The 24605-nt window shown below is 63.1% G+C and carries 26 protein-coding genes; 17 read left to right on the plus strand and 9 right to left on the minus strand.

What is annotated here, in order from left to right; translation table 11 throughout:
* The first annotated feature begins 70 nt into the window (after nucleotides 1–70).
* From F4U94_RS09980 to leuA, 7 genes are all read left to right on the plus strand, one after another.
* Nucleotides 71–1822: an acetolactate synthase 3 large subunit gene (locus tag F4U94_RS09980; RefSeq protein ID WP_120249701.1), complete on the plus strand. Its 1752-nt coding sequence runs from the start codon at nucleotides 71–73 to the stop codon at nucleotides 1820–1822.
* A gap of 10 nt (nucleotides 1823–1832) precedes the next feature.
* On the plus strand, nucleotides 1833–2207 hold the full coding sequence (locus tag F4U94_RS09985) for a hypothetical protein (RefSeq protein WP_120249700.1): 375 nt from the start codon (nucleotides 1833–1835) through the stop codon (nucleotides 2205–2207).
* Nucleotides 2207–2722 carry an acetolactate synthase small subunit gene (gene ilvN / locus F4U94_RS09990; protein ID WP_120249699.1) on the plus strand — a complete coding sequence of 172 codons (516 nt, stop codon included), beginning with the start codon at nucleotides 2207–2209 and terminating at the stop codon, nucleotides 2720–2722. Before F4U94_RS09985 ends, ilvN begins: the two co-directional genes overlap by 1 nt.
* Before the next feature lie 192 nt (nucleotides 2723–2914).
* A complete protein-coding gene (gene ilvC, locus F4U94_RS09995; RefSeq protein WP_120249698.1) occupies nucleotides 2915–3934 on the plus strand; it encodes a ketol-acid reductoisomerase in 1020 nt (339 codons plus the stop codon).
* A gap of 171 nt (nucleotides 3935–4105) precedes the next feature.
* Nucleotides 4106–4723: a YceI family protein gene (locus F4U94_RS10000; RefSeq protein WP_120249697.1), complete on the plus strand. Its 618-nt coding sequence runs from the start codon at nucleotides 4106–4108 to the stop codon at nucleotides 4721–4723.
* A 41-nt stretch (nucleotides 4724–4764) separates the two neighbouring features.
* The gene (locus F4U94_RS10005) at nucleotides 4765–5355 is read left to right on the plus strand and encodes a YceI family protein (protein WP_249042040.1); all 591 of its coding nucleotides are present in this window, start codon (nucleotides 4765–4767) and stop codon (nucleotides 5353–5355) included.
* 233 nt (nucleotides 5356–5588) lie between these two features.
* Nucleotides 5589–7262 carry a 2-isopropylmalate synthase gene (leuA, locus tag F4U94_RS10010; protein WP_120249695.1) on the plus strand — a complete coding sequence of 558 codons (1674 nt, stop codon included), beginning with the start codon at nucleotides 5589–5591 and terminating at the stop codon, nucleotides 7260–7262.
* 131 nt (nucleotides 7263–7393) lie between these two features.
* Here the strand turns inward: leuA and F4U94_RS10015 are convergent, their stop codons facing one another.
* Complete coding sequence (locus F4U94_RS10015; RefSeq protein ID WP_120251986.1) at nucleotides 7394–8761, minus strand: M20/M25/M40 family metallo-hydrolase; 1368 nt, start codon at nucleotides 8759–8761, stop codon at nucleotides 7394–7396.
* Nucleotides 8762–8955: 194 nt separating this feature from the next.
* Between F4U94_RS10015 and F4U94_RS10020 the strand changes: the two genes are divergently transcribed.
* Together F4U94_RS10020 and trmFO are read left to right on the plus strand one after the other, a co-directional pair.
* Nucleotides 8956–10269 (plus strand): dicarboxylate/amino acid:cation symporter, encoded by a 1314-nt coding sequence (locus F4U94_RS10020; protein ID WP_120249694.1) that lies wholly within the window; start codon nucleotides 8956–8958, stop codon nucleotides 10267–10269.
* 27 nt (nucleotides 10270–10296) lie between these two features.
* Nucleotides 10297–11640 carry a methylenetetrahydrofolate--tRNA-(uracil(54)-C(5))-methyltransferase (FADH(2)-oxidizing) TrmFO gene (trmFO, locus tag F4U94_RS10025; RefSeq protein ID WP_120251985.1) on the plus strand — a complete coding sequence of 448 codons (1344 nt, stop codon included), beginning with the start codon at nucleotides 10297–10299 and terminating at the stop codon, nucleotides 11638–11640.
* A gap of 36 nt (nucleotides 11641–11676) precedes the next feature.
* Here the strand turns inward: trmFO and F4U94_RS10030 are convergent, their stop codons facing one another.
* The gene (locus tag F4U94_RS10030) at nucleotides 11677–12141 is read right to left on the minus strand and encodes an EF-hand domain-containing protein (protein WP_120249693.1); all 465 of its coding nucleotides are present in this window, start codon (nucleotides 12139–12141) and stop codon (nucleotides 11677–11679) included.
* Between the two features lie 42 nt (nucleotides 12142–12183).
* The gene (locus tag F4U94_RS10035) at nucleotides 12184–12846 is read right to left on the minus strand and encodes a hypothetical protein (RefSeq protein ID WP_172598752.1); all 663 of its coding nucleotides are present in this window, start codon (nucleotides 12844–12846) and stop codon (nucleotides 12184–12186) included.
* Between the two features lie 222 nt (nucleotides 12847–13068).
* Between F4U94_RS10035 and F4U94_RS10040 the strand changes: the two genes are divergently transcribed.
* The 3 genes from F4U94_RS10040 to F4U94_RS10050 are packed head-to-tail and all read left to right on the plus strand — an operon-like array spanning nucleotide 13069 to nucleotide 16225.
* A complete protein-coding gene (locus F4U94_RS10040) occupies nucleotides 13069–14970 on the plus strand; it encodes a pilus assembly protein TadG-related protein (RefSeq protein ID WP_249042041.1) in 1902 nt (633 codons plus the stop codon).
* Nucleotides 14967–15563 carry a TadE/TadG family type IV pilus assembly protein gene (locus F4U94_RS10045; protein ID WP_120249691.1) on the plus strand — a complete coding sequence of 199 codons (597 nt, stop codon included), beginning with the start codon at nucleotides 14967–14969 and terminating at the stop codon, nucleotides 15561–15563. The genes F4U94_RS10040 and F4U94_RS10045 overlap by 4 nt, the downstream gene beginning before the upstream one ends.
* A 2-nt stretch (nucleotides 15564–15565) precedes the next feature.
* A complete protein-coding gene (locus F4U94_RS10050) occupies nucleotides 15566–16225 on the plus strand; it encodes a TadE/TadG family type IV pilus assembly protein (RefSeq protein ID WP_120251983.1) in 660 nt (219 codons plus the stop codon).
* An 88-nt stretch (nucleotides 16226–16313) separates the two neighbouring features.
* On the opposite strand, the gene F4U94_RS10055 is transcribed toward F4U94_RS10050, so the two are convergent.
* From F4U94_RS10055 to eno, 4 genes are all read right to left on the minus strand, one after another.
* Entirely contained in the window at nucleotides 16314–17687 is a 1374-nt protein-coding gene (locus F4U94_RS10055) for a pyruvate dehydrogenase complex E1 component subunit beta (RefSeq protein ID WP_120249690.1), read from the minus strand.
* Nucleotides 17687–18766 (minus strand): pyruvate dehydrogenase (acetyl-transferring) E1 component subunit alpha, encoded by a 1080-nt coding sequence (gene pdhA, locus F4U94_RS10060; RefSeq protein ID WP_120249689.1) that lies wholly within the window; start codon nucleotides 18764–18766, stop codon nucleotides 17687–17689. The genes F4U94_RS10055 and pdhA overlap by 1 nt, the downstream gene beginning before the upstream one ends.
* Nucleotides 18767–19009: 243 nt before the next feature.
* Nucleotides 19010–19321: an FtsB family cell division protein gene (locus tag F4U94_RS10065; RefSeq protein WP_120249688.1), complete on the minus strand. Its 312-nt coding sequence runs from the start codon at nucleotides 19319–19321 to the stop codon at nucleotides 19010–19012.
* 79 nt (nucleotides 19322–19400) lie between these two features.
* A complete protein-coding gene (eno, locus tag F4U94_RS10070; RefSeq protein ID WP_120249687.1) occupies nucleotides 19401–20675 on the minus strand; it encodes a phosphopyruvate hydratase in 1275 nt (424 codons plus the stop codon).
* A 231-nt stretch (nucleotides 20676–20906) separates the two neighbouring features.
* Between eno and F4U94_RS10075 the strand changes: the two genes are divergently transcribed.
* The 5 genes from F4U94_RS10075 (at nucleotide 20907) to F4U94_RS10095 (ending at nucleotide 23272) form a co-directional block, all read left to right on the plus strand.
* Entirely contained in the window at nucleotides 20907–21536 is a 630-nt protein-coding gene (locus tag F4U94_RS10075; protein ID WP_120249686.1) for a hypothetical protein, read from the plus strand.
* 62 nt (nucleotides 21537–21598) lie between these two features.
* A complete protein-coding gene (locus F4U94_RS10080) occupies nucleotides 21599–22003 on the plus strand; it encodes a phage holin family protein (protein ID WP_120249685.1) in 405 nt (134 codons plus the stop codon).
* Nucleotides 22000–22323: a hypothetical protein gene (locus tag F4U94_RS10085; RefSeq protein ID WP_120249684.1), complete on the plus strand. Its 324-nt coding sequence runs from the start codon at nucleotides 22000–22002 to the stop codon at nucleotides 22321–22323. Before F4U94_RS10080 ends, F4U94_RS10085 begins: the two co-directional genes overlap by 4 nt.
* Nucleotides 22316–22945, plus strand: a complete 630-nt coding sequence (locus tag F4U94_RS10090; RefSeq protein WP_120249683.1) for a DUF883 family protein — start codon at nucleotides 22316–22318, stop codon at nucleotides 22943–22945. The genes F4U94_RS10085 and F4U94_RS10090 overlap by 8 nt, the downstream gene beginning before the upstream one ends.
* Before the next feature lie 105 nt (nucleotides 22946–23050).
* Nucleotides 23051–23272 (plus strand): DUF4170 domain-containing protein, encoded by a 222-nt coding sequence (locus F4U94_RS10095; protein ID WP_120249682.1) that lies wholly within the window; start codon nucleotides 23051–23053, stop codon nucleotides 23270–23272.
* 119 nt (nucleotides 23273–23391) lie between these two features.
* Here F4U94_RS10095 and F4U94_RS10100 read toward each other — a convergent pair whose 3' ends face one another.
* Nucleotides 23392–24051, minus strand: a complete 660-nt coding sequence (locus F4U94_RS10100) for a rhomboid family intramembrane serine protease (RefSeq protein WP_120249681.1) — start codon at nucleotides 24049–24051, stop codon at nucleotides 23392–23394.
* A gap of 2 nt (nucleotides 24052–24053) precedes the next feature.
* Nucleotides 24054–24530, minus strand: coding sequence for a transcription elongation factor GreA (gene greA, locus F4U94_RS10105; protein WP_120249680.1), 477 nt, complete (start codon nucleotides 24528–24530; stop codon nucleotides 24054–24056).
* Nucleotides 24531–24605: the final 75 nt, after the last annotated feature.

Here is a 24605-nt window from a genome sequence, read left to right on the forward strand (position 1 = left end):
GCCATTAAAGGCATGCGGGCGCAAAGCACGCCCGTATCGAGAGAATTTCATCAAACGGAGGAGTATCATCGTGGCCGAAAAGAGCGGCGCGGACATATTGGTTCAATGCCTGGTCGATCTGGGCGTCGAAGTCGTGTTCGGCTATCCGGGTGGCGCGGTGCTACCCATTTATGATGCGCTCTATAATCACCCCACGATCAAGCATGTGCTAGTCCGCCACGAACAGGGCGCGACCCACATGGCGGAGGGCTATGCCCGCTCCACCGGCAAGCCCGGCGTCGTTCTGGTCACGTCCGGTCCGGGCGCGACCAATGCCGTCACCGGCATCACCGACGCGCTGATGGATTCGATCCCGATGGTCGTCATCACGGGGCAGGTGCCCACGCAGCTGATCGGCACGGACGCGTTCCAGGAAGCCGACACGATCGGCATCACGCGCCACTGCACCAAGCATAATTATCTGGTGAAGTCGCCGGCCAAGCTGGCCGAGGTCGTGCACGAAGCCTTCCATATCGCCACTACCGGCCGTCCCGGTCCGGTCGTCGTCGATATTCCGAAGAACGTCCAGATCGCGACCGCGCCCTATGCCAGGCCGGAACTGAAGGTCCATGCCAGCTATCACCCGCAGACCAAGGCGGATGCGGCAGGCATCGACGCAGCCGTGGAAATGCTGGCCGCGGCCGAGCGCCCGATCCTCTATACCGGCGGCGGCGTCATCAACTCTGGTCCGCAGGCGGCTGCGCTGCTGCGCGAACTGGCGGCGCTGACCGGCGCGCCCGTCACCTCGACCCTGATGGGGCTGGGCGCTTTCCCGGCGTCGTCCGACCAGTGGCTGGGCATGCTGGGCATGCACGGCACCTATGAAGCAAACTGGGCCATGAACCAGGCGGATCTGGTGCTGTGCGTCGGCGCCCGTTTCGACGATCGCGTGACCGGTCGGCTCGACGCCTTCGCGCCCAACAGCCGCAAGATCCATATCGATATCGACCGCAGCTCGATCAACAAGATCGTCGATGTCGACGTCGCCATCGTGGCCGATGTCGGCAGCGCGCTGGACGACATCATCGCCCTGTGGAAGCAGCGCAATCACCAGAAGGTCGACCTGACCGAATGGTGGTCGCGGATTGCCGGCTGGCGCGCGCGCAAGAGCCTGGACTATGCCGAAAACGGCGTCGAGATCATGCCCCAGCGTGCGATCGCCGACCTTTATTCGGCGACCAAGGCGACCGGCAAGGATGTCATCATCACGACCGAAGTGGGTCAGCACCAGATGTGGGCGGCCCAGCATTTCGGCTTCGACGCGCCCAACAAGTGGCTGACGTCCGGCGGCCTTGGCACCATGGGCTATGGCTTCCCCGCCGCCATCGGCGCGCAGATGGGCAATCCCGACAGCCTGTGCATCTGCATCGCAGGCGACGCCTCGGTCCAGATGAACATTCAGGAACTGGGCACCGCCAGCCAGTATCGCCTGCCGGTGAAACTGTTCATCCTGAACAATGAATATATGGGCATGGTCCGCCAGTGGCAGGAACTCACCTATGAAAGCCGCTATTCCAACAGCTATTCGGACAGCCTGCCCGACTTCGTGAAGCTGGGCGAAGCCTATGGCTGGACCGGCATCCGTATCGAGGGGCCGGCCGATCTGGAAGCCGGCATCCGCCAGATGCTGGAAACCGACGGCCCCGTGATCGTCGATTGCCGCGTGGCCAAGATGTCGAACTGCTTCCCGATGATCCCATCGGGCGCGGCGCATACCGACATGCTGCTCGACCCCAGCCAGGTGGAGGGCGTGATGTCCGACGAGGCAAAGGCTCTGGTCTGAAGGTGACGCTGTGACCCAGCATCTGAAATTGCGCATTCATGTGACGGAGCCGTGGGATTTCGAGAGAATCGCCGGCACCGCCGACCTCAATGGCTGGACCATCGACCATGTCGACCCGGAAAATGAGGAATGGGAAGTGCATCTGGATGCCGGGTTCGACTTTAACGATCGGCATATCGGCACCCTGCTGGTCAGCCCTCGTTATGTCGGAGAACAGCTCAGCCGCATGTTCGACGCTGTGGCGGGCTTCCCCGTCCGCCTCGCCCATCGCCAGGACGGCGGCTGGCACTTCGCCTTCGCCGCCATGATTTCGCAGCGCCACGACAAGACCGATGAAGACGGCCATGACGGGCACGAAGATACGGATAACGGGACGACCATCTGATGCATATTCAGGAAGAACTCAGCCAGCGGCACGTCCTGTCGCTGACCGTTTCGAACGAGGCGGGCATATTGGCGCGCATCGCGGGCCTGTTCACCGCGCGCGGCTATAATATCGACAGCCTGACCGTGGCGGACATCACGCAGGACCATGGCGTCAGCCGCATCACCATCGTCACCAACGGCCCGCCCAAGGTGATCGATCAGATCATAGCCCAGCTCGACCGGCTGGTGCCCGTTCACAAGGTGACCGACCTGACCGAAAACGGCCCCTTCGTGGAGCGCGAACTGGCGCTGGTGAAGGTTGCCGGCACGGGCGAGGACCGGATCGAGGCGCTGCGCCTGGCCGACGTGTTTCGCGCCAAGGTGGTCGATACGACGATCGAAAGCTTCATCTTCGAAATCACCGGCACGACCGACAAGATCGACAATTTCGTCGGCCTGATGCGCCAGATCGGCCTGGTCGAAGTCGGCCGCACCGGCGTCGTCGGCCTGATCCGCGGCAAGGACGCGAATTAATTTCCCTCTCCCCATTGGGGGAGAGGGTTGCGCAGCCTTGGCAGCTTGCTGCCTAGGCGAAGCTGAGAGAGGGGGCAGCGACGCTCGTCCGCCCCCCTCTCCAACTCCATCTAGGTCCGGCTTCGCCGAACCAAGATTTCATATCCTCTCCCCCGGCGGGGCGAGGAAATCTGTTCGAGGGAAGAGACACTCATGAAGGTTTATTACGATCACGACGCGGACATCGGCCTGATCAAGGGCAAGAAGGTCGCCATTCTGGGTTACGGTTCGCAGGGTCACGCCCATGCGCAGAATCTGCGCGACTCGGGCGTTGCCGAAGTCGCGATCGCCCTGCGCCCCGGTTCGCCCAGTGCCAAGAAGGCCGAAGGCGCCGGTTTCAAGGTGCTGCCGAACAAGGAAGCCGCCCAGTGGGCCGACGTGCTGATGATCCTGGCACCCGACGAGCATCAGGCCGCCATCTATGAAGCCGACATCAAGGGCAATCTGCGCCCCGGCGCCGCGCTCGCCTTCGCCCATGGCCTGAACATCCATTTCGGCCTGATCGAAGTGCCCACCGACATCGACGTCATCATGATCGCGCCCAAGGGCCCCGGCCACACCGTGCGCGGCGAATATCAGCGCGGCGGCGGCGTGCCCTGCCTGATCGCCGTTCATCAGGACGCGACCGGCAACGCCCATGACATCGCCCTGTCCTACGCCAGCGGCGTCGGCGGCGGTCGCAGCGGCATCATCGAAACCAACTTCCGCGAAGAATGCGAAACCGACCTGTTCGGTGAGCAGGCCGTGCTGTGCGGCGGCGCCACCGCGCTGGTCCAGGCCGGTTTCGAAACGCTGGTCGAGGCCGGCTACGCCCCGGAAATGGCCTATTTCGAGTGCCTGCACGAACTCAAGCTGATCGTCGACCTGATGTATGAAGGCGGCATCGCCGACATGCGCTATTCGATCTCGAACACCGCCGAATATGGCGACATCAAGACCGGCCCGCGCATCATCACCGAAGAAACCAAGAAGGAAATGAAGCGCGTTCTGGCCGACATCCAGTCGGGCCGCTTCGTCAAGGACTTCATCCTCGACAACCGCGCCGGCCAGCCGGAGCTGAAGGCCAGCCGCATCGCCGCCAAGCGTCACCCGATAGAACAGACCGGTGAAAAGCTGCGCGCCATGATGCCCTGGATCGGCGCCAACAAGCTGGTGAACAAGGACAAGAACTGACGGCCACGGATCGGCCGTCACCCCGGCGAAGGCCGGGGTCCAGAGCGGCTGATGCCGGACCTTCAATCAGGCCGGAAACGGAACGAACCGTTTCCGGTTACGGCTCTGGAACAATTAAGGGGCGCAGCATATTCTTGCTGCGCCCCTTGACCGTTTTCGGAGTCTTTTTTCATGCGTAAATTTCTGATCCCCGCCGCCGCCCTGATCGCTATTGCCGGTGGCAGCGTCGTCATTGCCCAGGGTGCGGCTACCCCCGGCACCAAGGACGTCGCCAAGGTCACCGGCGGCACCTATGCCGTCGAACCCAGCCACACCCAGATCGTCTTTGCCTATGACCATATGGGCTTCACCAACAATCTGGGCGTGATCGCACAGCCCACCGGCACGCTGACCCTGGACAAGGCCAATCCCGCCGCGTCGAAGGTGTCGATCGAAGTACCGATCGCGAACCTCACCACCGGCATCCCGGCGCTGAACGAGCATCTGGCCAAGCCGGAATTCTTCGATGCCGCCAAATTCCCGACCGCGACCTTCGTGTCGACCGGCGTGAAGACCGACGGCCCGACCGGCGCGACCATCACCGGCAATCTCACCATCAAGGGCATCACCAAGCCGGTGACGCTGGACGCCGAATTTTACGGCGCCGGTGCGAACCCGATGAACAAGAAGGAAAATATCGGCTTCGTCGCCACCGGCACGATCAAGCGCAGCGATTTCGGCATGGGCATGGCGGTGCCGGTCGTCGGCGACGCGGTGGAACTCAAGATCATCGCAGCCTTCCAGAAGTAAGCGCGATGCGCCTGCCGGCACGGCTCGCTCTGCTTTCCAGCATGATCGCGCTCGTGCCGGCGACCGCCGCGCCACCTGTCATACCGCCGCCCGCGCCCATGGTGCGGGCGGCGCTCTATGCGCCCGGTCGCTATGCGGTCGATAGCGAAGCGACCAAAGTCCATTTCCATGTAAAGGCGCTGGTTGGCGGTTATGAGGGCGACTTCCTTGCGCCCGAAGGCAGCGTCGTCATCGACCCCGCCCGGCCCGATCGCGCCACCGTGGACATCCGCTTTCCCGTCGAGAAACTGACCACAGGGGACTCCTCGACCGACGCCATGCTGAAGGGCGACAGCTTTTTCGACATGGCCCGATATCCCACCATCCGCTTCACAGCGCAGGATGCGCCGCTGGTGAACGGCGACACGCCCACGCCAGTGGCTGGCGAACTCACCATGCACGGGCAGGCCCGGACCGTTACCCTTTACGTACGGCTGGTCGGCACGACCCCGGACGAAGCACCGGGCCTGTCCGTCCTGCATTTCACCGGCACCATGACGGTGGAGCGCAGCCATTATGGCATGGGTTTCGGTCGCCCCTTCGTATCCGACCATGTGGACCTGACCATCGACGCAATATTCCGTCGTGGCTGAACGCCTGTACGACAGAAACATCTTTACCCCCGCCCCCGAAAAGGGTTAAGGGGCGGCATCATGCAGCGCGTTTCGCTTCTTACCCTGCTACGACTTACACGCCCTTAGGCGTGGCTTTTGTGCTGCCTTCCGGCTAAGGGCAGCGTCGATCCGCCTAAGGGCATTCATCACAGTCAAGTCGTACCCCGGAAGCGCCCTCATGCGCGCTCCGTGCCAGGAAGTAGTTTGATCCCATGATGCTGACCGATCCCGCACAAAAATACCGCGCCTTCCCGCAGGTGGACCTGCCCAACCGCCAATGGCCGTCGAACGTCATCACCAAGGCGCCCCGCTGGCTGTCCACCGACATGCGCGACGGCAACCAGTCGCTGATCGACCCGATGAACGCGGAAAAGAAGCGCCGCTTCTTCGACCTGCTGCTCAAGGTCGGCGTCAAGGAGATCGAGGTCGGCTTTCCGGCCGCCGGCGCGACCGAGTTCGATTTCATTTCCGGGCTGGTGAAGACCGGCGCGATCCCCGACGACGTGATGCCTCAGGTGCTGACGCAGGCGCGCGAAGACCTGATCGCCACCACCTTCGAAAGCCTGCGCGGCGCGAAGCAGGCGATCGTCCATGTCTATAACGCGATCTCGCCCGCTTGGCGGAACATCGTGTTCCAGATGGAACGGCCGCAAATCCGCGACATCGCGATCCACGCCGCCAAGCTGCTGCGCGACAATGCCGCCAAGCAGCCCGACACCGACTGGCATTTCGAATATTCGCCCGAAACCTTCTCCACCGCCGAGCTGGATTTCAGCCTGGAATGCTGCGAAGCGGTGATGGAGATTCTCCAGCCGACGCCCGAGCGTCCGCTGATCCTGAACCTGCCCGCCACCGTCGAGTGCGCGACGCCCAATATCTATGCCGACCAGATCGAATGGATCTGCCGCAATATCTCGCGCCGCGACAGCGTCGTGATTTCGCTGCACACCCATAATGACCGGGGCACCGGGGTCGCTGCCGCTGAACTGGGCATCATGGCCGGCGCCGACCGCGTCGAAGGCTGCCTGTTCGGCAATGGCGAACGCACCGGCAATTGCGATCTGGTGACGGTCGCGCTGAACATGTACACGCAGGGGATCAACCCGGAACTGGACTTCAGCGACATCGACGAAGTCATCCAGACCGTCGAATATTGCAACCAGCTGCCCGTCCACCCGCGCCATCCCTATGCCGGCGAACTGGTGTTCACCGCCTTTTCCGGCAGCCATCAGGACGCGATCAAGAAGGGTTTCGCCGCGCAGGACGCGCGCAACGATCTGTTCTGGAACGTCCCCTATCTGCCGATCGATCCCAAGGATCTGGGCCGCGACTATGAAGCGGTGATCCGCGTCAATTCGCAGTCGGGCAAGGGTGGCGTCGCCTGGGTGCTGCAACAGGATAAGGGCTACAAGCTGCCCAAGAAGATGCAGGCCGATTTCTCCAAGGTGGTGCAGGGCCTTGCCGACCAGTCCAGCCGCGAACTCAACGCCGCCGATATCGGCGACGCGTTCGAGACGCATTATTGCCTGACCGGCGATCAGGCCTACAGCCTGATCGATTATCATGAGAGCGGCACGGCGGGCGACCGCATCTTCACCGGCAAGATCGCGCATGAAGGCGTAGAGCGCTCCATTTCCGGGCGCGGCAACGGCCTGCTGTCCTCGGTGCTGGCCGCGCTGCGCGACGAATTTGGCGTACAGCTGGAAATCGCCGACTATAGCGAACATGCGATCGGCGCAGGCAGCGACGTGAACGCCGCCGCCTATGTCGAATGCCGCACCCCCGATGGCCGGACGGTGTTCGGCGTGGGCACCGATAGCGACGTCGCGACCGCTTCGGTCAAGGCCGTGCTGTCGGCCGCCAACGGGATTGCGGTGCGGGGTTAAGTTCACCCCCGCCTCCCAAATTACCGTCATTCCCGCGTCGGCGGGAATCCATCTCCCGACCTTGCGATATGAGGCAAGCATGGGAGATGGATCCCCGCCTCCGCGGGGATGACGGCGTGTTTGGACTGGGCTTACCGCGCCAAAGCGCGCACCACCCGGTCCCATTGCTCCAGCGATTCTGGGATGCCGGCCACGGGCACCCGCTCGTTCAAGCCATGGGCAAAGCCGTCCTCCGCCTTCATGAACAGGCTGGACACACCATAGCTGGGCACGCCCAAAGCGCGGAAATAGAGGCTGTCGGTGGCGCCCGCCGACATGCCCGGCATCACCGCGATGCCCGGCGACCGGGCAAGCACGGCGCCGCGCACCGCCCGCATCACGTCCCCGCGCAGGGGCGAGGCATCGCTCGCCAGCGGATCGCCCAGCGTCTTCACCGTGGCGCTGGCGTCATTCACCACCTTCACCAGTTGCGCCTTCACATCTTCGATGCTGACGCCGGGGAAGATGCGGCAATTGACGCTGACCTTCGCGCTTTGCGGCAGGGCATTGAGCGCATGGCCCGCCTGCGCCATGGTCGCGACGCAGGTGGTGCGCACCTGCCCGATAAATTCCGGCCGGGTCGATAGCAGGTCCGCCGCCGCCGCGTCGCCGCTCTGCGCATAGCGCTTCATCGCCTGCCCCACCTCGCCACCGATCCGGTCGGCGGACAGCGCCAGCGACGCCTTGGTCAGTTCGTTGCGCATCGGCGGGAATTTATACGCCGCGATCGCGTCGATCGCCTTGGCCATGCGGTAAATGGGATTGCCCGGCGTCGGCGCGCTGGAATGACCGCCCGCATCGGTGAATGCGAACTCATAATCGGCATAGCTCTTCTCGCCCGCCTGCAACTGATACAGCACAGGCTTGCCTTCGTCATTCAGCAGCCCGCCGCCGCCATCGCCGTTCAGCAGCAGCTCCAGATCCTTGTATTGCTGCGACAATGCCTTGGTCGTCACCATGTCGGTTTCCTCGTCCCCCGACAGGAGCAGGATCACGGACCGGCGCGGCTTCCAGCCTTCCTTCTTCAACTGCGCCAGGGTCGCGACCATCATCGCGACATCATATTTATTATCTTCCGACCCGCGCCCGAAAATATAGCCATTCTCCTCCACCGGCACGAAGGGATCGCGGGTCCAGTCCGCCCGCTCCGCCGCAACCACATCCATATGGCCGATCAGGCCCAGCGCTTTCAGCTTGGGATCGCTGCCCCTGATCGTCGCAGCCAGGGTCGCCGTTTCCCCGATCGGCGTGATGACGATATCCGCGTCGGCAAAGCCCGCCTTTTTCAGCACGCCTGCATAATAGGCCGCCAGCTTGGGCACCTGCCCCTCACCCTGCACCGTCTTGATCGCCACGGAGCGCATCAGGATATCCTTGGCCGCGCCGGCATCGGCCGCCGCCTGCACCGCTTGCGGCACCGCCAGCAACGCCACCCCCATTATTGCGCCCCGCATCATCATATATTGAAACTCCCGGATGGATTGATCCTTCATATCTGGCATAGCGGATCGGCCGGGCCAATGCGTTTGACCTGACGTGCATGCGGAAAGAGGACCACCTTATCTGCGTTGCATCCCCCTGAAAGAATTGCTTGCGCGCAATCGGGCCGCCGATTCCCATATTGCGCGTCGAAACGCCTACAGGAACGATACCCATGGCCATCAACTATCGCAGTTTCGGATTTCAGGTGCTGGCCGGCATGGTCGTGGGCCTGTTGCTGGGCCTGGTCGCGCGTCAGATCGGCGCGGGGCCGGATGGCGACCTCAACTGGCTGGCGACCGCGCTCAAGACGGTGGGATCGATCTTCGTATCCCTGCTGAAAGCGATCGTGCCGCCTCTGGTCTTCGCCGCCATCGTCGCGTCGATCGCCAATCTGCGGGCGCTGGACAATGCGGCGCGCCTTGCCGGGCAGACCTTGCTCTGGTTCGCCATCACCGCCCTGATCGCGGTCGCCATCGGCATCACCATCGGCGTCATCGTCCAGCCGGGCACTGGCCTGCAAGGCACGGCTTTGGCCATGGGCAAGAGTGACAGCATGGGCGGCTGGCTCGATTTCCTGAAGGGCCTGGTCCCCGGCAACAGCCTGGCGCTGTCGGCCGGCACCAAGATCAGCGACGGCGGCGCATCCACCAGCATCAGCTTCAACATCCTGCAATTGCTGGTCATCTCGATCGCGGTCGGCCTAGCCACCTTGAAGGTCGGGGAAAAGGCCGACGCCTTTCTCGGCTTCGTCCGCTCGCTGCTGGCCGTGGTGCGCGCGATATTGGGCTGGGTCATCCGCCTGACGCCGATAGGCTCGGCCGCCCTCATCGGCACCGCCATCGCCACCTATGGCTGGAGCGCACTGGCGCAGCTGGGCACCTTCACCGCCGCCATCTATCTCGGCCTCGCGCTGGTATTGCTGGTCGTCTATCCGCTGCTGCTGATCGCCAATGGCCTGAAACCCGGCCCCTTCTTCGCCAAGGCATGGCCGGCGATCCAACTGGCCTTCGTGTCGCGCTCCTCGGTCGGCACCCTGCCCGTCACCGAAGCCGTGACCGAGCGGCTGGGCGTCGACAAGGGCTATGCCGCCTTCGCCATCCCGCTGGCATCGACCACCAAGATGGATGGCTGCGCGTCCATCTATCCCGCGCTGGCGGCGATCTTCGTCGCGGGCTTCTACGGCATCCCGCTCCACTTCATCGACTATGCGCTGATCGTGTTCGTGTCCGTCATCGGTTCGGCCGCGACGGCGGGCCTGACCGGCGCGATCGTGATGCTGACGCTGACCCTTTCGACGCTGGGCCTGCCGCTGGAGGGCGTTGGCCTGCTGCTCGCCATCGACCCAATCCTCGACATGGGCCGCACGGCGGTCAACGTCGCGGGCCAGGTGCTGGTCGGCGTCATCGTCGCCAAGCGCGAAGGGATATTGGACGAGGCGGCCTATTATGGCGCCGCCGATCCGACCGGCGAACAAGCGTTGACCTGACGCCCGCGTGGGACCATGGACGGCCCCATGACACAGCATCAGGTTCACATCATCGGCGGCGGCATGGCCGGTACCGAAGCGGCATGGCAATTGGCGCAGGCAGGCATCAAGGTTCGCCTGTCCGAAATGCGCGGTAGCGGAGATACGACGCCCGCGCATCAGACGGATGGCCTTGCCGAACTGGTCTGTTCCAACAGCTTCCGGTCCGACGATGCGGACAAGAATGCCGTGGGCCTGCTGCATCAGGAAATGCGCCGGCTGGGATCGCTGATCATGGCGAGTGCCGAGCCGGCCAAGGTGCCCGCCGGCTCGGCGCTCGCCGTCGATCGCCATGTCTTTTCCGACGCCGTCACCCGCGCGCTGGCCGATCATCCCAATGTGGAAATCGTGCGCGAGCGGATCGACATGGTGCCGACCGAGGGCATGACCATCATCGCTACCGGCCCGCTCACCGCGCCCGGCCTGGCGCAGAGCATCGGCCAGGCGGCAGGCATGGAGCATCTGGCTTTCTTCGACGCGATCGCACCCGTCATTCATCATGACAGCATCGATGTGGACCAGTGCTGGATGGCCAATCGCTGGGACAAGATCGGTCCCGGCGGTGGCGAGGGCAAGGATTATATCAACTGCCCGATGGACAAGGACCAATATCAGGCCTTCGTCCAGGGGCTGCTGGACGGCGAAAAGACCGAGTTCAAGGAATGGGAGAGCAACACTCCTTATTTCGAAGGCTGCATGCCGATCGAGGTCATGGCGTCACGCGGGCCGGAAACGCTGCGCCATGGGCCGATGAAGCCGATGGGGCTGGACAATCCGCGCACCGGCCGTTGGCCCTATGCGGTGGTGCAGTTGCGGCAGGATAATGCCAGCGGCACATTGTGGAACATGGTCGGTTTTCAGACCAAGCTGAAGCATGGCGCGCAGGTCGAATTGTTCCGCACTATCCCGGGTTTGCAGAATGCCGAATTTGCGCGGCTGGGCGGGCTGCATCGCAATACTTTCATCCAGTCGCCTAAGCTGCTCGACCCGACATTGCGCCTGAAAAGTGCGCCGCATATCCGCTTCGCCGGCCAGATGACGGGGTGCGAAGGCTATGTGGAGAGCGCCGCGATTGGCCTGATCGCCGGGCGTTTCGCCGCCGCTGAACTGCTGGGCCGCGAACTGACCCCACCCCCGGCCGACACGGCGCTCGGCGCGCTGCTCGGCCATGTGACGGGCAATGTGGAAACCGCGGACTATCAGCCGATGAACGTTAATTTCGGCCTGTTTCCGACGCTGGCGGACGTGAAGAAGAAGAGCCGCAAGGAAGCCTATACGTCCCGCGCCCGCGCCTCCTTCGGCGTGTGGATGGGGGATATGGAGATCGCCTGATCCCCTGTTCCCCGGCGAAGGCCGGGGTCCAGAATTTCAGCATTTGCACTTCGCCTTCACCGCCCGCTTGGGCGCGGTCGCGGCGAACTCGGCGGGGGTCAGCTTGCCGTCCTTGTCGGCATCCGCCGCGCCGAACCGGTCCGATGTCCCCACTGCCCATTCCTCGAACGACAGCAGATTGTCGCCATCCTTGTCGAGCGCCTTGAAAGCCTTGGTCCGGCTGCCCAACATCTCGATCCGGGTGATGACGCCGTCGCGGTTGCGATCGTAACGGGCGAAGCGCTTCTGCTCCCGACTCTGCGGACTGGCCTCGCCCGGCATGGGTGGCGCATCCCCCACGGCATCGGGATCGCCCTCGGGCAGGCTCTCGACGGCGGGCGGCGGCGGCGGTGCGACGGCCAGTTGGGGCACCGGCACATTGTCAGCCCGCCCCTGCCACCAGAATAATCCGCCCGCGACCAGCAACAGCGCCGCCATGCCGCCCGCCAGCAATCGCCCCATGCCTGCCCCCTTCGATGCGTTGGGGCAGCCTATCCCGACGGCCTAGCGCCCCACAAGCGCAATTCGCAGCAACCGCCACGCTAGCGCCCGCGATATCCCGGTCGGCGCCCCGCGCCCTTCCAGCACATCCTGCCGCGCCAGCGTGAACGCGATACGCAGCGGCTTCCAGCCCCGCGTCCAGCGCGCGCCATCCACCTGCGGCAGCAATTCCTGCGCCAATTCCAGCGCCGCCTTGCACAACGCCGCGTCGCCGACATGCCCGGCCAGATCCCAGAGCGCCCAGACCCGTCCCGCCGCCTCCAGCCAATCCGGCGCCTCCGCCACATCGGCCAGCGCCCGGAACAATCCACCGCCACGACCGGCGGCATAGTCGCGCAGGCCAATCAGGTCGATTTCCGGCTCGACCACCAGAACTTCCCACCCGTCGATCACCGCCGACAGGGCCGGCGCGTCCATCGCCCCACTCCCCCGCATCGCATCGACCACAGGCTCGCCCGTCCCCTTCATGCCCGTGCCATCGTCGATGACGTCATTCCACCAGGCGAGGCGCATCTGCCCGATCATCGCTTCGCTGGTGGTCCGCGCCACCTTGGCGAGCCGCGCATCGAACGCCCACAGCGCCCGGTGCCGGTCCACCTGCCCGGCGGCCGCATGCGCGCTCAGCAGCATCGCCAGCGGCGGCACCGCATCATCGCCCAGGCTCATGCCGCGACTCCCGCGATACAGCCGAATTCGCGCGTTATCGGTCCTTTAACCATCTTCCTCATACACATTCTAACGAGTGCGCCTGCATAAGCGGACAGGCTGCCCTGCCCATTATCGGGGGGTATCGGGCGCGACATGGGTGATTGCAGGCAAATGGGCAAGACAAACGAACATCCTATGGGTTTTCTGCGGCGGTTGGCAGGCAACCAGTCGGGGAACGTCATGGCAATGGTCGCCGCGGCGATCATTCCGCTGGCCGCGCTGATCGGCGGCGGCCTGGACATGAGCCGCGCATATATGGCCCGCGCCCGCATGCAGCAGGCCTGCGACTCCGCCGCTCTGGCGGGCCGTCGCGCCATGACCGGATCGTCCATGACCGCCGCCAACATTGCCGAGGCCCGGAAATTCTTCGACTTCAACTTTCCCCAGAACACATTCCAGACCGCAGACTTCGTACCTGTGATCCAGAGCAAGCCGGGTGAAACAACGACCGTTCAGGTATCGGCGGAATCGACCATGCCGACCACGCTGATGAAGATTTTCGGTTACACCACCCTACCACTCAGCGTGACGTGCGAAAGCCGGTTCGACATCGGCAATACCGACGTCATGATGGTTTTGGATACCACCGGGTCGATGGCCTCTTCCATATCGGACGGCAATGGCGGCAGCACCACGCGCCTTGCCGCGCTGAAGCAGGCGGTGAAGGATTTCTACGATACGCTGGGCGCCGGATCCGACCAGACCGGCCGCATCCGCTATGGGTTCATGCCCTATAGTTCGACCGTCAATGTCGGCTATCAACTTCCGTCCACAGCCCTTGTCGGTGGCCGGAGTGGCGAAACCTGGACCTATAATAGCCGTCGCATGACCTATTATAACGAGACGCCGCAGTCATCATCCGGCGGCTCGTCTTCGTCGTCGATCACCTGCTACCGCAAATATAACAGCAATAGTTGCCGAGCGGCGCTCGCGGATGCAGAGAAAGACAGCGGGAGCAACAGGACGCAAACCCAATGTTATAATTGGGGCAATACGGCCGCCACGCTTAGCGGGTCGGCGCCGAATACAATTACCAAAGTCACATATACCCCCGAGACATATAATGGCGCGTCGCCCGTCCCTTCATCGGGATCGACTTCCAAATCCTGCGTGCGGCGTGAAACCACCACCACGCATAATAGCGGCTATGCCGCGCTGCCCGGCTGGGCCGAACTGAAGATCGAATATGGCGATTACGATTTTGCCGTATCGGACTATATCGCCGGCAATTCGGTGCCCAACCCAACCTATTATGCCAGCACGCCCAATGATGTGGACGGTCAACCCGTCCCCGCCAACACGACCTGGGCCGGCTGTATCGAGGAACGATCGACCGACAATACGATCACGGCCACATCGTCGACAGCCTCCGTTCCGGCAAATGCTCATGACTTGAATGTCAATGAAGCGCCAACCGATACCGACACGCGGTGGCGCCCCCATTGGCCGGAAGTGGAGTTCACGCGGAGCGGGGCCTATCTTAACGATGCCGATCGTATCAGCGGCGGCTGGAACGCATGCCCCAGCCAGTCGCGCGTCCTGACCAGCTACGCTAATCGCACGACCACGCCGACCGGCCAGAACAGCAGTTTCAACAGCTATATCGACGGGCTGGTAGCGGTCGGTGGCACCTATCATGACATCGGGATGTTGTGGGGCGCGCGCTTCCTGTCGCCCAACGGCATCTTCGCCAGCAACAATGCCACCGCCCCCAATGGCTTCAACATCTCGCGCCATATCGTCTTCATGACGGATGGTGACATGAGCGCCTATCAAAGCGTCTATGGTGCTTATGGCTATCAGTTGCTGGATGGCCGCGTCGCCTCGACCAGTACGGCCGACACATCGTTGACCGCCATCCACAACAACCGCCTGACCATGCTGTGCAATTCGATCAAGGGCATGGGCATCACCGTGTGGGTGATCGGTTTCCGCAACCAGTCGGAAGGGAATATTCAGGCACCGCTGCAAGGGTGCGCCACCTCTTCGAACCACTGGACCATGGCTTATACGGCCTCGGCCCTCAGCCAGAAGTTCAGGGACATCGCCAAGAATATCGGTGGTTTGAGGTTGTCGCAATGATCGGCCATCTCGCTCGCTTTTTCACCCGGCTACGCGATCATGCGCGTGGTGCGACGCTGCTGGAATTCGGGCTGGTCGCCGGGCCGCTGATCCTGACCATCATGGCGATCGGCGACCTCGGCTATCAATCCTATTTGCGCGCCGTAACGCGTGGCGTGCTGGAAAAAGCGGCGCGCGCCGCTTCGGTCGGAACGCTGAACAACAGTCAGATCGACGCCTATATCGAAGCGCAGATGGCTGCCATCAATTCGAAGAACGGCACGGCGTCGACCACCAAGAAAAGCTATTATAATTTCTCCCGCGTCGGAAAACCGGAGAAGATCACCACCGATACCGTGCCACTAGGCACCTATAATGTTGGTGACTGTTACGAAGACGCCAATGGCAACGGCAGCTACGATACCAATAGCGGCGCCACCGGCCTGGGTGGCGCGGACGACATCGTCTATTATGAGGTGACGGTATCCATGCCGCGCCTGTTCCCGTTGGCCAAGATGCTAGGCTGGAGCGCAACGCAGTCCGCCACCGCATCCACTATGGTGCGCAACCAGCCATGGGCGAACCAGACCACTCCCGCGATAAAGTGCAACTGACGATGCGTATCAGCCCGCTCTTGGCCCTTCTGCACCGCCTGCGCCGCGACAATCGCGGCCTCGCGCTGATCGAGTTCGCTTTTTCCCTGCCCGTATTGCTCATCCTGGGTCTGACCGGCCTTGAATGTGCCAATCTGGCGCTGGCCCATATGCGTATCAGCCAAGTCGCCATGCTCGTGGCCGACAATGCCGCGCGCGTACGCACCTCCATCGACGATGCGGACGTGAATGAAATCATGACCGGCGCGGACTTGTCCACGGATGCGCTGAAGCTCAAGGCCAATGGCCGGATCTTCCTGTCGGATCTGGAACCCAATGGGAAAACCGGCAGCAACGCTGGCAACTATATCCGCTGGCAACGGTGCTGGGGCAGCGGCAACTTCACGTCCAGCTATGGCGTTGCCGGTAACGGCACGAATGACGCGTCAATGAAGGATGGTATGGGGCCTGGCACGACTGCGGCCACGAAGGTCACGCCGGCCAGCGGTACGGCGGTCATGTTCGTGGAAGTGGCCTATAATTACCAGCCTCTGGTCAGCAGCACGATCTTCGGTCCCAAGATCATCCGTTACACCAGCGCTTTCAACGTGCGCGAACGGACCGATCAGGACATCAAGAATGCCGGCAATCTGGCAACTAGCGCGAGAGCACTCTGCACCTGAGGGTTTCGCCTCAGCGACTGAGCATTGACAGACATGAAAAAGGGCGGCTGAAATAGCCGCCCTTTCCTTTTCCAGCCTTCGGCCGGTCTTACTTGTAACAGACCTTCTTGGCCGCCGCGACCACGCGGGCCGCGTCGATCAGCGCCAGCTTTTCAAGGTTCGCGGCATAGGGCAGCGGCACGTCTTCGTTGGTGACGCGCAGAACCGGCGCGTCGAGATCGTCGAAGCCCTGCTCCATGACGACAGCGGCGATTTCCGACGCGATCGAGCAGGTCGGCCAGCCTTCTTCCACCACAACCAGGCGGTTGGTCTTCTTCAGGCTTTCCAGCACCGTCGCGGTGTCGAGCGGGCGCAGCGTGCGCAGATCGATCACTTCGGCGTCGATACCTTCCTCGGCCAGTGTCGCCGCCGCGTCGAGCGCAAGGCCCACGCCGATCGAGTAGCTGACCAGCGTGACGTCCTTGCCCGGACGCATGATGCGGGCCTTGCCGATCGGCAGGACATAATCGTCCACCTTGGGCACGTCGAAGCTGCGACCGTAGAGAAGTTCATTCTCCAGGAACACGACCGGATCGGTCGAGCGGATCGCGGCCTTCAGCAGGCCTTTCGCATCAGCCGCGTCATAAGGCGCGATGACGATCAGGCCGGGAACGGCGGCATACCAGGGACCGTAATTCTGGCTGTGCTGCGCGCCGACGCGGCTGGCCGCGCCGTTGGGACCACGGAACACGATCGGGCAACGCATCTGGCCGCCGGACATGTAGTTGGTCTTGGCCGCCGAGTTGATGATGTGGTCGATCGCCTGCATGGCGAAATTGAACGTCATGAACTCGATGACCGGGCGCAAGCCGCCCATGGCCGCGCCCGCACCGATGCCGGCAAAGCCATATTCGGTGATCGGCGTGTCGATGACGCGCTTGTCGCCAAATTCGTCGAGCAGGCCCTGCGTCACCTTGTACGCGCCCTGATATTCGGCGACTTCCTCGCCCATCACGAAAACGCGCTCGTCCTTGCGCATTTCTTCGGCCATCGCGTCGCGCAGCGCTTCGCGGACCGTCGTCTTGACGAACTCGGTGCCTTCGGGAAGGTCCGGATCCTGCACGGTCGCGCGGGCTTCGGACGCCAGCTTGGACGTGCCGCTTTCGGCCTTCTTGGGGGCTTCGGCGTCGGCCTTGGGGGCTTCGGCAGCCTTGGGCGCTGGTGCAGGCGCTTCTTCGCCGCCTTCGCCCGCCATCGTGGCGATCACGGTGCCGACCTTCACGCCTTCGCTGCCTTCGGCGATCAGGATCTTGCCGATCTGGCCTTCATCGACGGCTTCGAATTCCATCGTCGCCTTGTCGGTTTCGATTTCCGCCAGGATATCGCCCGACTTCACTTCGTCGCCTTCCTTCACCAGCCATTTGGCCAGCGTGCCCTCTTCCATCGTCGGCGAGAGCGCCGGCATCTTGATTTCGATACCCATTAATATTGCTCCACCAACACGTCGGTATAGAGTTCAGCCAGTTCCGGTTCGGGCGAGGTTTCGGCGAAGTCGGCGGCTTCCGCCACGACCTTGCGAATGTCCTGATCGATCAGCTTGATATCGTCTTCGCTGACGCCAGCTTCGAGCAGGTACTTCTTGACGCCCTCGATCGGGTCGGACTTGTCGCGCATCGCCTGCACTTCTTCACGCGAGCGATATTTGGCCGGGTCGGACATGGAGTGACCGCGATAGCGGTAGGTCTTCATTTCCAGCAGGATCGGGCCATTGCCCTCCTGCACCCATTTCAGCGCTTCTTCGGTCGCGCCGCGTACGGCCAGCACGTCCATGCCGTCGACCTGGATGCCGGGGATGCGGAAGCTTTCGCCACGGCGATACAGCTGGTCTTCCGACGACGCGCGGTTGACGCTGGTGCCCATGGCGTACTGGTTGTTTTCGATCACGAAGATGATCGGCAACTTCCACAGCTCGGCCATGTTGAACGATTCATAGACCTGGCCCTGGTTGGCCGCGCCGTCACCGAAGTAAGCGACGCAGACGCCGCCATCTCCATTATATTTGTGCGCGAAGCCCAGGCCCGCGCCCAGCGACACCTGCGCACCGACGATGCCATGGCCGCCGAAGAATTTATGTTCGACGCTGAACATATGCATCGAACCGCCCTTGCCGCGCGAGATACCCGCTTCACGGCCGGTCAGTTCGGCCATGATGACCTTGGGGTCGATGCCATAGGCCAGCATGTGGCCATGGTCGCGATAGCCGGTGATGACGCTGTCCTTGCCGGGCACGAGCGCCGACTGGATGCCGACGGCAACCGCTTCCTGACCGATATAGAGGTGGCAGAAGCCGCCGATGAAGCCCAGGCCGTACAATTGGCCGGCCTTTTCCTCGAAACGGCGGATGAGAACCATCTGCCGGTAGAATTCCAGCAGCTCTTCCTTGCTGGCCTTGTAATCGGTCGGCGTTTCCGGGCGCGGCCGGTTATGGTCCGCACCGGCAGCGGCGGGTGCAGCCGCCTTTGCCTTTGCGCTTGCAGCGCGCGGCGTGGTTGGTTTCGCCAAGGCTATTATCCTTTTGCGTGGGGGTAGGATGGAAGGAAGTCCGATATAGCGATAGAGTTGCATATATTGCAACTGCAGACCCCCGGAATCCGGCCAGAACCAATAGCTGTTACCGAAAATTGATGGCTTTGAACGGCCTAGTCACAGACTGGCAAAACGCGCTCGCAGCAAAATTACCAACGGAAGGATATGTACGCAAAATCCTTGCGCGGCCGTCACGCATCCGTAACGTCAATGCCCATGTCAGTTGAGCGGCACGACCACTTCGTCATGGTGAATCACCCCCAGCTGACGACGGATCAATTCGTCGCTCAGATCCGGGTCCACGCGGCGTGGATTGAGCAGGTCGACACGATTGCGCAATTCGGCCTGCGCATGGCGGGTCTGCTTCAATTCCGCCTGCGCGACGTGCAACTGGCGCGAATAGTCACCCCATGCCAGCACCCCGTTGGCGCCCAGCACGACATAGCCGGCGAAGAACAGCAGGAGGAGCAGCGCAATCGCAGGGCCGATAGCCGACCACAGGAGGAGACGAAGTTTCGCGATGTGCGCCATAAATCAGAAGAATCACAGGAAAAGGCCGGCCGCAAGCGAAAAATGCATCGCTTGCGGCCGGCCGAGTCTTTCTTAACTTTTAGCGGAAGATGGAGCGACCGGCATAGACGGCGATGTCGCCCAATTCTTCCTCGATACGGATCAGCTGGTTATACTTGGCCAACCGGTCCGAACGGGCGAGCGAACCGGTCTTGATCTGCCCGCAATTGGTCGCGACGGCGAGGTCGGCGATGGTCGAATCCTCCGTCTCGCCCGAACGGTGCGACATGACGGCGGTGTAGCGCGACCGATGCGCCAGATCGACGGCGGCCAGCGTTTCGGTCAGCGTGCCGATCTGGTTGACCTTCACCAGCAGCGAATTGGCCAGCCCCTTGCCGATGCCCATGGCCAGGCGCGCGGGATTGGTGACGAACAGATCGTCGCCGACCAGCTGCACCTGATGCCCGATCTTGTCGGTCAGCGCCTTCCAGCCTTCGAAATCATCCTCGCTCATGCCGTCTTCGATCGACTTGATCGGATAGTCGGCGGTCAGCGCGGCCAGATAGTCGGCCATTTCGACCGGCGCCAGCGACAGGCCTTCGCCCGAAATCTCGTAACGGCCGTTCTTGAAAAACTCCGTCGCGGCGCAGTCCAGCGCCAGCACGACGTCGTCGCCCGGCTTGTAGCCCGCCTTTTCGATCGACAGCATGATGAAGTCGAGCGCGTCGCGGGTCGAAGCGATGTTGGGGGCAAAGCCGCCTTCATCGCCGACCGAGGTCGCCAGGCCCTTGTCGTGCAGGCCCTTTTTGAGGGTATGGAAGATTTCCGACCCGATGCGGACCGCGTCGGCGATGCTTTCGGCACCGACCGGCATGATCATGAATTCCTGGAAATCGATCGGGTTGTCGGCATGTTCGCCGCCGTTGATGATGTTCATCATCGGCACCGGCAGGACATGCGACTGCACGCCACCGACATAGCGATAGAGCGGCAGGCCGCGCGCGTCGGCAGCGGCCTTGGCGGCGGCGAGCGATACGCCCAAGATCGCGTTGGCGCCCAGGCGCGACTTGTTTTCGGTGCCGTCGAGCGCGATCATCGCGGCGTCGACTTCGCCCTGATCCTCGGCGTCCAGGCCGATCAGTTCGCCGGCGATCTCGTCGTTGACGGCGGCGACGGCCTGAAGAACGCCCTTGCCCAGATATTTGGAGGCATCGCCGTCGCGCTTTTCGACCGCTTCATAGGCGCCGGTGGACGCGCCCGAGGGCACGGCGGCGCGGCCGAAGCTGCCATCTTCCAGCATGACGTCGACTTCGACGGTGGGGTTGCCACGGCTGTCGAGAATCTGGCGGGCGTGAATATCGAGAATGGCGGTCATGATCGCTCCTGCACTTAGCGTCGTGGCGGTGGGCATTGCGGCCCTTGATGCGCGCTCCGCTTAGCCAGCGCCTCCCTTATTGGCAATGCAGGGGGTTGCGCAGACGCAAAAAATGCCGATGGTCGAAAATGTAACGGCAACGGAACTGTAGGCCGCCGCGAGGCATTTGAACCATGATGCCCGCCGGCCTTGCCGGCCCCATGCCGAATTTGAAAGGGAGATACGAGGACCATGGCCGACACACCGGAAACCCCGCCCGTCAAGCGCGTGAAGAAGACGGCTGTCGTCAAGCCGACGAAGGCGAAGGCGGCCAAGTCGCCGATTGCCAGCCCCTCCTCGCCCGCCGTGAAGACCGCCCCGGTCAAGAAGGCCGCGATCCGCAAGGCGCCCGCAGTGAAGAAGCCCGGCAATGGCGCCGCCTCGCATGGCTGGACCGCGCAGATCGCACCGATCAAGGCGCAGGCTGAAAAGGCGGCCAAGGTCGCCACCGACAAGTTCAACGCGGTCGATTGGAAGGCGCATATCGACCCGATCAAGGAACAGGCCGGCAAGACCGCCAAGTCCGCCGCCGGCGTCGCCAAGGACAAGACCGGCACCACGCTGCAAAGCCTGGCCAAGCTGATTTCCGACACGGCCGGCACGGTCGATTCCAAACTCGGCCCGCAATATGGCGACTATGCCCGTCAGGCGGCGGAATCGGTCGCTGGTGCGGCGGATTCGCTGGATGCCAAGGATGTCGACCAGCTGATCGGCGAAGCGCGCGATTTCGTGCGGAAAAGCCCGGCGGTCGCGATCGGCGCGGCGGCCGTGGTCGGCTTCGTGCTGATGCGCCTTGCCAAGGGATCGGACGACAAGGCGTAAGCCTTCGTTCGATCGCATATTCCGACCGACGCACAGGCCCGCAAGGCGGGGCGGAGGGCTAATTGACTGACGAACCAGCGGATACGGCGGCAACGCTGCCGACCGATGGGCAGCCCGACGGCGCGCCCGAAGATCATGCGCGCGACGAAAGCGTGAAAGAGGTGTTGGCGCGGCTCTATGCCGACGGCCGCGCCTATGCCGCCGCCGAAGCGGAAAAGCAGAAGCTGCGCGCCGGCATCATCGGTACTGGCGTGCGCAACGCCGCCATCTTTGCCGTGGTCGCGCTCATGCTCGCCTTTGCCAGCATCATCGCCTTGTTGGTGGGTCTGGTGATCGCACTTTCCCAACTGATGGCGCCGATCTGGGCCACGTTGATCGTGGTGGGCGGCGGATTGCTTGTCACCCTGCTGCTGCTGCTCGCCGCCAAGGGCTGCATCACGCGCATGAAGAAGGCGATCGCGCCATGAATCTGGAAAGCCGCTATCGCGCCGCCTGCGATCGGGCCGACACCGCAAAAGGCCGCCTCCAGCTGACGGCGGAAGAGGCCAAGGCCCGTATCACCCCTGCCCGGCTGAAGCAGGATGCGAAGGACAAGGCGAGTGGCGCGGTGCGAGGCGGCATCGCCCGGATCGCGGCCAAGGCGCAGCAGCGCCCCGTCGCAATCGGCGCAGCAGCCACCGCCTTCGGCCTCTTTCTCTTCCGTCGCCCGCTGGCGGCACTTTTCGGGCGGCTGTACGTTCGTTTCAGGAACATAGACGCAGATATTTCGGAGAATGATGATGGCTGACATCCGCGCCCAGATCACCCGCGTTCGCGAGGCCGCCAATGATGCGGCCATCAATGCGACGGACAAGATCAAGGACACCACCGACAAGGCCCGCGAAAGCGCCGGCGACCTGATCCAGACCGGCCGCGACAAGGCGAGCGAAGCTTACGGGGACGCTAAGGACCGGACCCAGCGCGTCGCAACCCGCGCCAATGAAATCGTCCAGGAACATCCGATCGTCGCCGTGGCCGGCGCCGTTGCCGTGGGCGCCGTCGTCGCCTGGATGTTCCCCAAGAGCCGCCGCGTGATGAAGGCGCTGCCGGGCCTGGCCGTGACCGCCGGGTCGCGCGTGCTGGAAGCCGCCGTGGCCGCCCGCGCCGCCGCTGCGGAAGGCGCCGAAACGGTCAAGCAGGGTGCGTCCAGCGCTCTCCATTCCGCCGCCGACAGCGCAGGCGGCATCAGAAAGAGCGCGGCCAACGCCCTTCATGCGGCCAGCGACGTCGCGGCCGATGCGCGCGACAGCGTGGCGTCCGCCGACCTGCCGGCCAAGGCATCCAAGCTCGCCGATGAAGTCACCGCGCTGGTCGCGGCCAAGGTCGACGCGCTCAGCGACGCCATCAAGGCACGATTGCCCAAAAACTAATCGCGATTGCGGCAAACGCAATCGACGCTTGCCGCTCCTCTCCTTGGCTGATGCCAGCGACGATGCTAAGGCGTCGCCATCAGCCACAGGAGAATATAAAAAGCCATGAGCAAAATGCATCTGGTGATGGGCGGCCGCGTAACCAACCCGCAGACGCTGGAATTTCAAGATCTGTCCGCCGTCGATCTGGTTGGCGTCTATCCCGACTATGCTTCGGCTGAAAAGGCCTGGCGCAGCGCCGCGCAGCGCACGGTCGACGATGCCGAAATGCGCTATGTGATCGTGCATCTGCACCGTCTGCTCGAACCGGAATTGCCGAGCGCCTAACAGTTCATCCGTTCGCTTCGAGCGAAGTCGAGAAGCGCCCAGCGCTATCATGTCTCGACTTCGCTCGACACGAACGGGCGTTTATCCAGCCAATCTGAAAATCTTCGCCCAGACGGGCGTTACTGCACCGCCCGCGGCTTCTTCCGAAACCGCCAGCGCAGCAAGGGCCGCGTCATAGCCAGCCCCACGATAAAGCCGCCGATATGCGCGGCAATCGCGATCTTCCCCAATTCGTTCATACCGGCACCGCTGGCGATCCCGATCATCAACTGCACCGCGATCCAGCCGGCCGCCAGCCACAAGAGCCGCACCAGATTGGCCGAAAAAGGCCCGAAAGCGCGCACCTGCTGCTGGCTGTACAGCAGCGCATAGGGCGCGATGATCGCGGAAATGGCGCCGCTCGCGCCCACCATCGGATTGGTCGAGCCGGGATCGATCGCCCATTGCGCCAGACAGGCGCCATAGGCCCCGACGATGTAGAGGGCCAAAGTCCCGCCCCAGCCCAGCACATGCTCCACCTGCCGGCCGCAGAACAGCAGCATCAGCAGGTTGAAGCCGATATGCAGCCAACCAGCATGGATGAAGGTGCAACTGAGCGGCGTCAGCCAGGCCGGCACGGCGGCCATGCCATCCAGCAACGCACCGTCACCTAGCCGCGCGGGAATGAAGCCGCCGATGATGGCGGCATTATCCACCTGCCCCGTTAGAAACAGCAGCAGGAACGCGGCGAAAGTGATCGCCGCGATCCCGTTGGTCAATCGTCCGGCCGGCAGTTTCACGGTCAGATGAAATCGATCTTGTCGACCTGGTAGAATTTGTCGCCCGACGGGACGGACACTTCCACATCTTCGCCGACGGTACGGCCGATCAGCGCACGGCCCAGCGGGCTGTTATACGAAATCATGCCCTGCTTGGCGTCCGCTTCTGCCTGGCCGACAATCTGGTATTTCACCGGCTTGTCGTCTTCGTCCAGCAGCGTCACGGTCGCGCCGAAGATGATCTTGTCACCCGACAGCGTCGTGGGGTCGATCACCTGCGCACGCGACAGCTTGTCTTCCAGGTCGTTGATGGTCGCTTCGACCTGACCCTGGCGCTCCTTGGCCGCGTGATATTCCGCGTTTTCCGACAAATCGCCATGCGCGCGCGCTTCTTCGATGGCGTCCACGATCAAGGGCCGTTCGGCCTTCAATTCGCGGAGCTGCGTGTTGAGCTTGTCATAGCCCATTTGCAGCATCGGCATCTTCTCGACGGTCGCCATTCCCTAAAATCCTTCGTCAAAACTTCCCTGTGGCGGCCCCTTCTTCAGGAACCGCCCCGCAGCATCATTCCTGTG

It is taken from the genome of Sphingobium limneticum (assembly GCF_008710155.1).
Taxonomy (GTDB): domain Bacteria; phylum Pseudomonadota; class Alphaproteobacteria; order Sphingomonadales; family Sphingomonadaceae; genus Sphingobium; species Sphingobium limneticum.

Coding starts and splice junctions, on each gene's coding strand:
- F4U94_RS10065 (WP_120249688.1), bottom strand. CDS start 19,321: ATGGCGCACATCGCGAAACTTCGTCTCCTCCTGTGGTCGGCTATCGGC.
- F4U94_RS10050 (WP_120251983.1), top strand. CDS start 15,566: ATGCGTATCAGCCCGCTCTTGGCCCTTCTGCACCGCCTGCGCCGCGAC.
- F4U94_RS10030 (WP_120249693.1), bottom strand. CDS start 12,141: ATGGGGCGATTGCTGGCGGGCGGCATGGCGGCGCTGTTGCTGGTCGCG.
- F4U94_RS10040 (WP_249042041.1), top strand. CDS start 13,069: ATGGCAATGGTCGCCGCGGCGATCATTCCGCTGGCCGCGCTGATCGGC.
- trmFO (WP_120251985.1), top strand. CDS start 10,297: ATGACACAGCATCAGGTTCACATCATCGGCGGCGGCATGGCCGGTACC.
- F4U94_RS10095 (WP_120249682.1), top strand. CDS start 23,051: ATGAGCAAAATGCATCTGGTGATGGGCGGCCGCGTAACCAACCCGCAG.
- eno (WP_120249687.1), bottom strand. CDS start 20,675: ATGACCGCCATTCTCGATATTCACGCCCGCCAGATTCTCGACAGCCGT.
- leuA (WP_120249695.1), top strand. CDS start 5,589: ATGATGCTGACCGATCCCGCACAAAAATACCGCGCCTTCCCGCAGGTG.
- F4U94_RS10075 (WP_120249686.1), top strand. CDS start 20,907: ATGGCCGACACACCGGAAACCCCGCCCGTCAAGCGCGTGAAGAAGACG.
- F4U94_RS10035 (WP_172598752.1), bottom strand. CDS start 12,846: ATGAGCCTGGGCGATGATGCGGTGCCGCCGCTGGCGATGCTGCTGAGC.
- F4U94_RS10085 (WP_120249684.1), top strand. CDS start 22,000: ATGAATCTGGAAAGCCGCTATCGCGCCGCCTGCGATCGGGCCGACACC.
- F4U94_RS10005 (WP_249042040.1), top strand. CDS start 4,765: ATGATCGCGCTCGTGCCGGCGACCGCCGCGCCACCTGTCATACCGCCG.
- F4U94_RS10045 (WP_120249691.1), top strand. CDS start 14,967: ATGATCGGCCATCTCGCTCGCTTTTTCACCCGGCTACGCGATCATGCG.
- F4U94_RS10020 (WP_120249694.1), top strand. CDS start 8,956: ATGGCCATCAACTATCGCAGTTTCGGATTTCAGGTGCTGGCCGGCATG.
- ilvN (WP_120249699.1), top strand. CDS start 2,207: ATGCATATTCAGGAAGAACTCAGCCAGCGGCACGTCCTGTCGCTGACC.
- ilvC (WP_120249698.1), top strand. CDS start 2,915: ATGAAGGTTTATTACGATCACGACGCGGACATCGGCCTGATCAAGGGC.
- F4U94_RS10055 (WP_120249690.1), bottom strand. CDS start 17,687: ATGGGTATCGAAATCAAGATGCCGGCGCTCTCGCCGACGATGGAAGAG.
- F4U94_RS10015 (WP_120251986.1), bottom strand. CDS start 8,761: ATGATGATGCGGGGCGCAATAATGGGGGTGGCGTTGCTGGCGGTGCCG.
- greA (WP_120249680.1), bottom strand. CDS start 24,530: ATGGCGACCGTCGAGAAGATGCCGATGCTGCAAATGGGCTATGACAAG.
- F4U94_RS10000 (WP_120249697.1), top strand. CDS start 4,106: ATGCGTAAATTTCTGATCCCCGCCGCCGCCCTGATCGCTATTGCCGGT.
- F4U94_RS10090 (WP_120249683.1), top strand. CDS start 22,316: ATGGCTGACATCCGCGCCCAGATCACCCGCGTTCGCGAGGCCGCCAAT.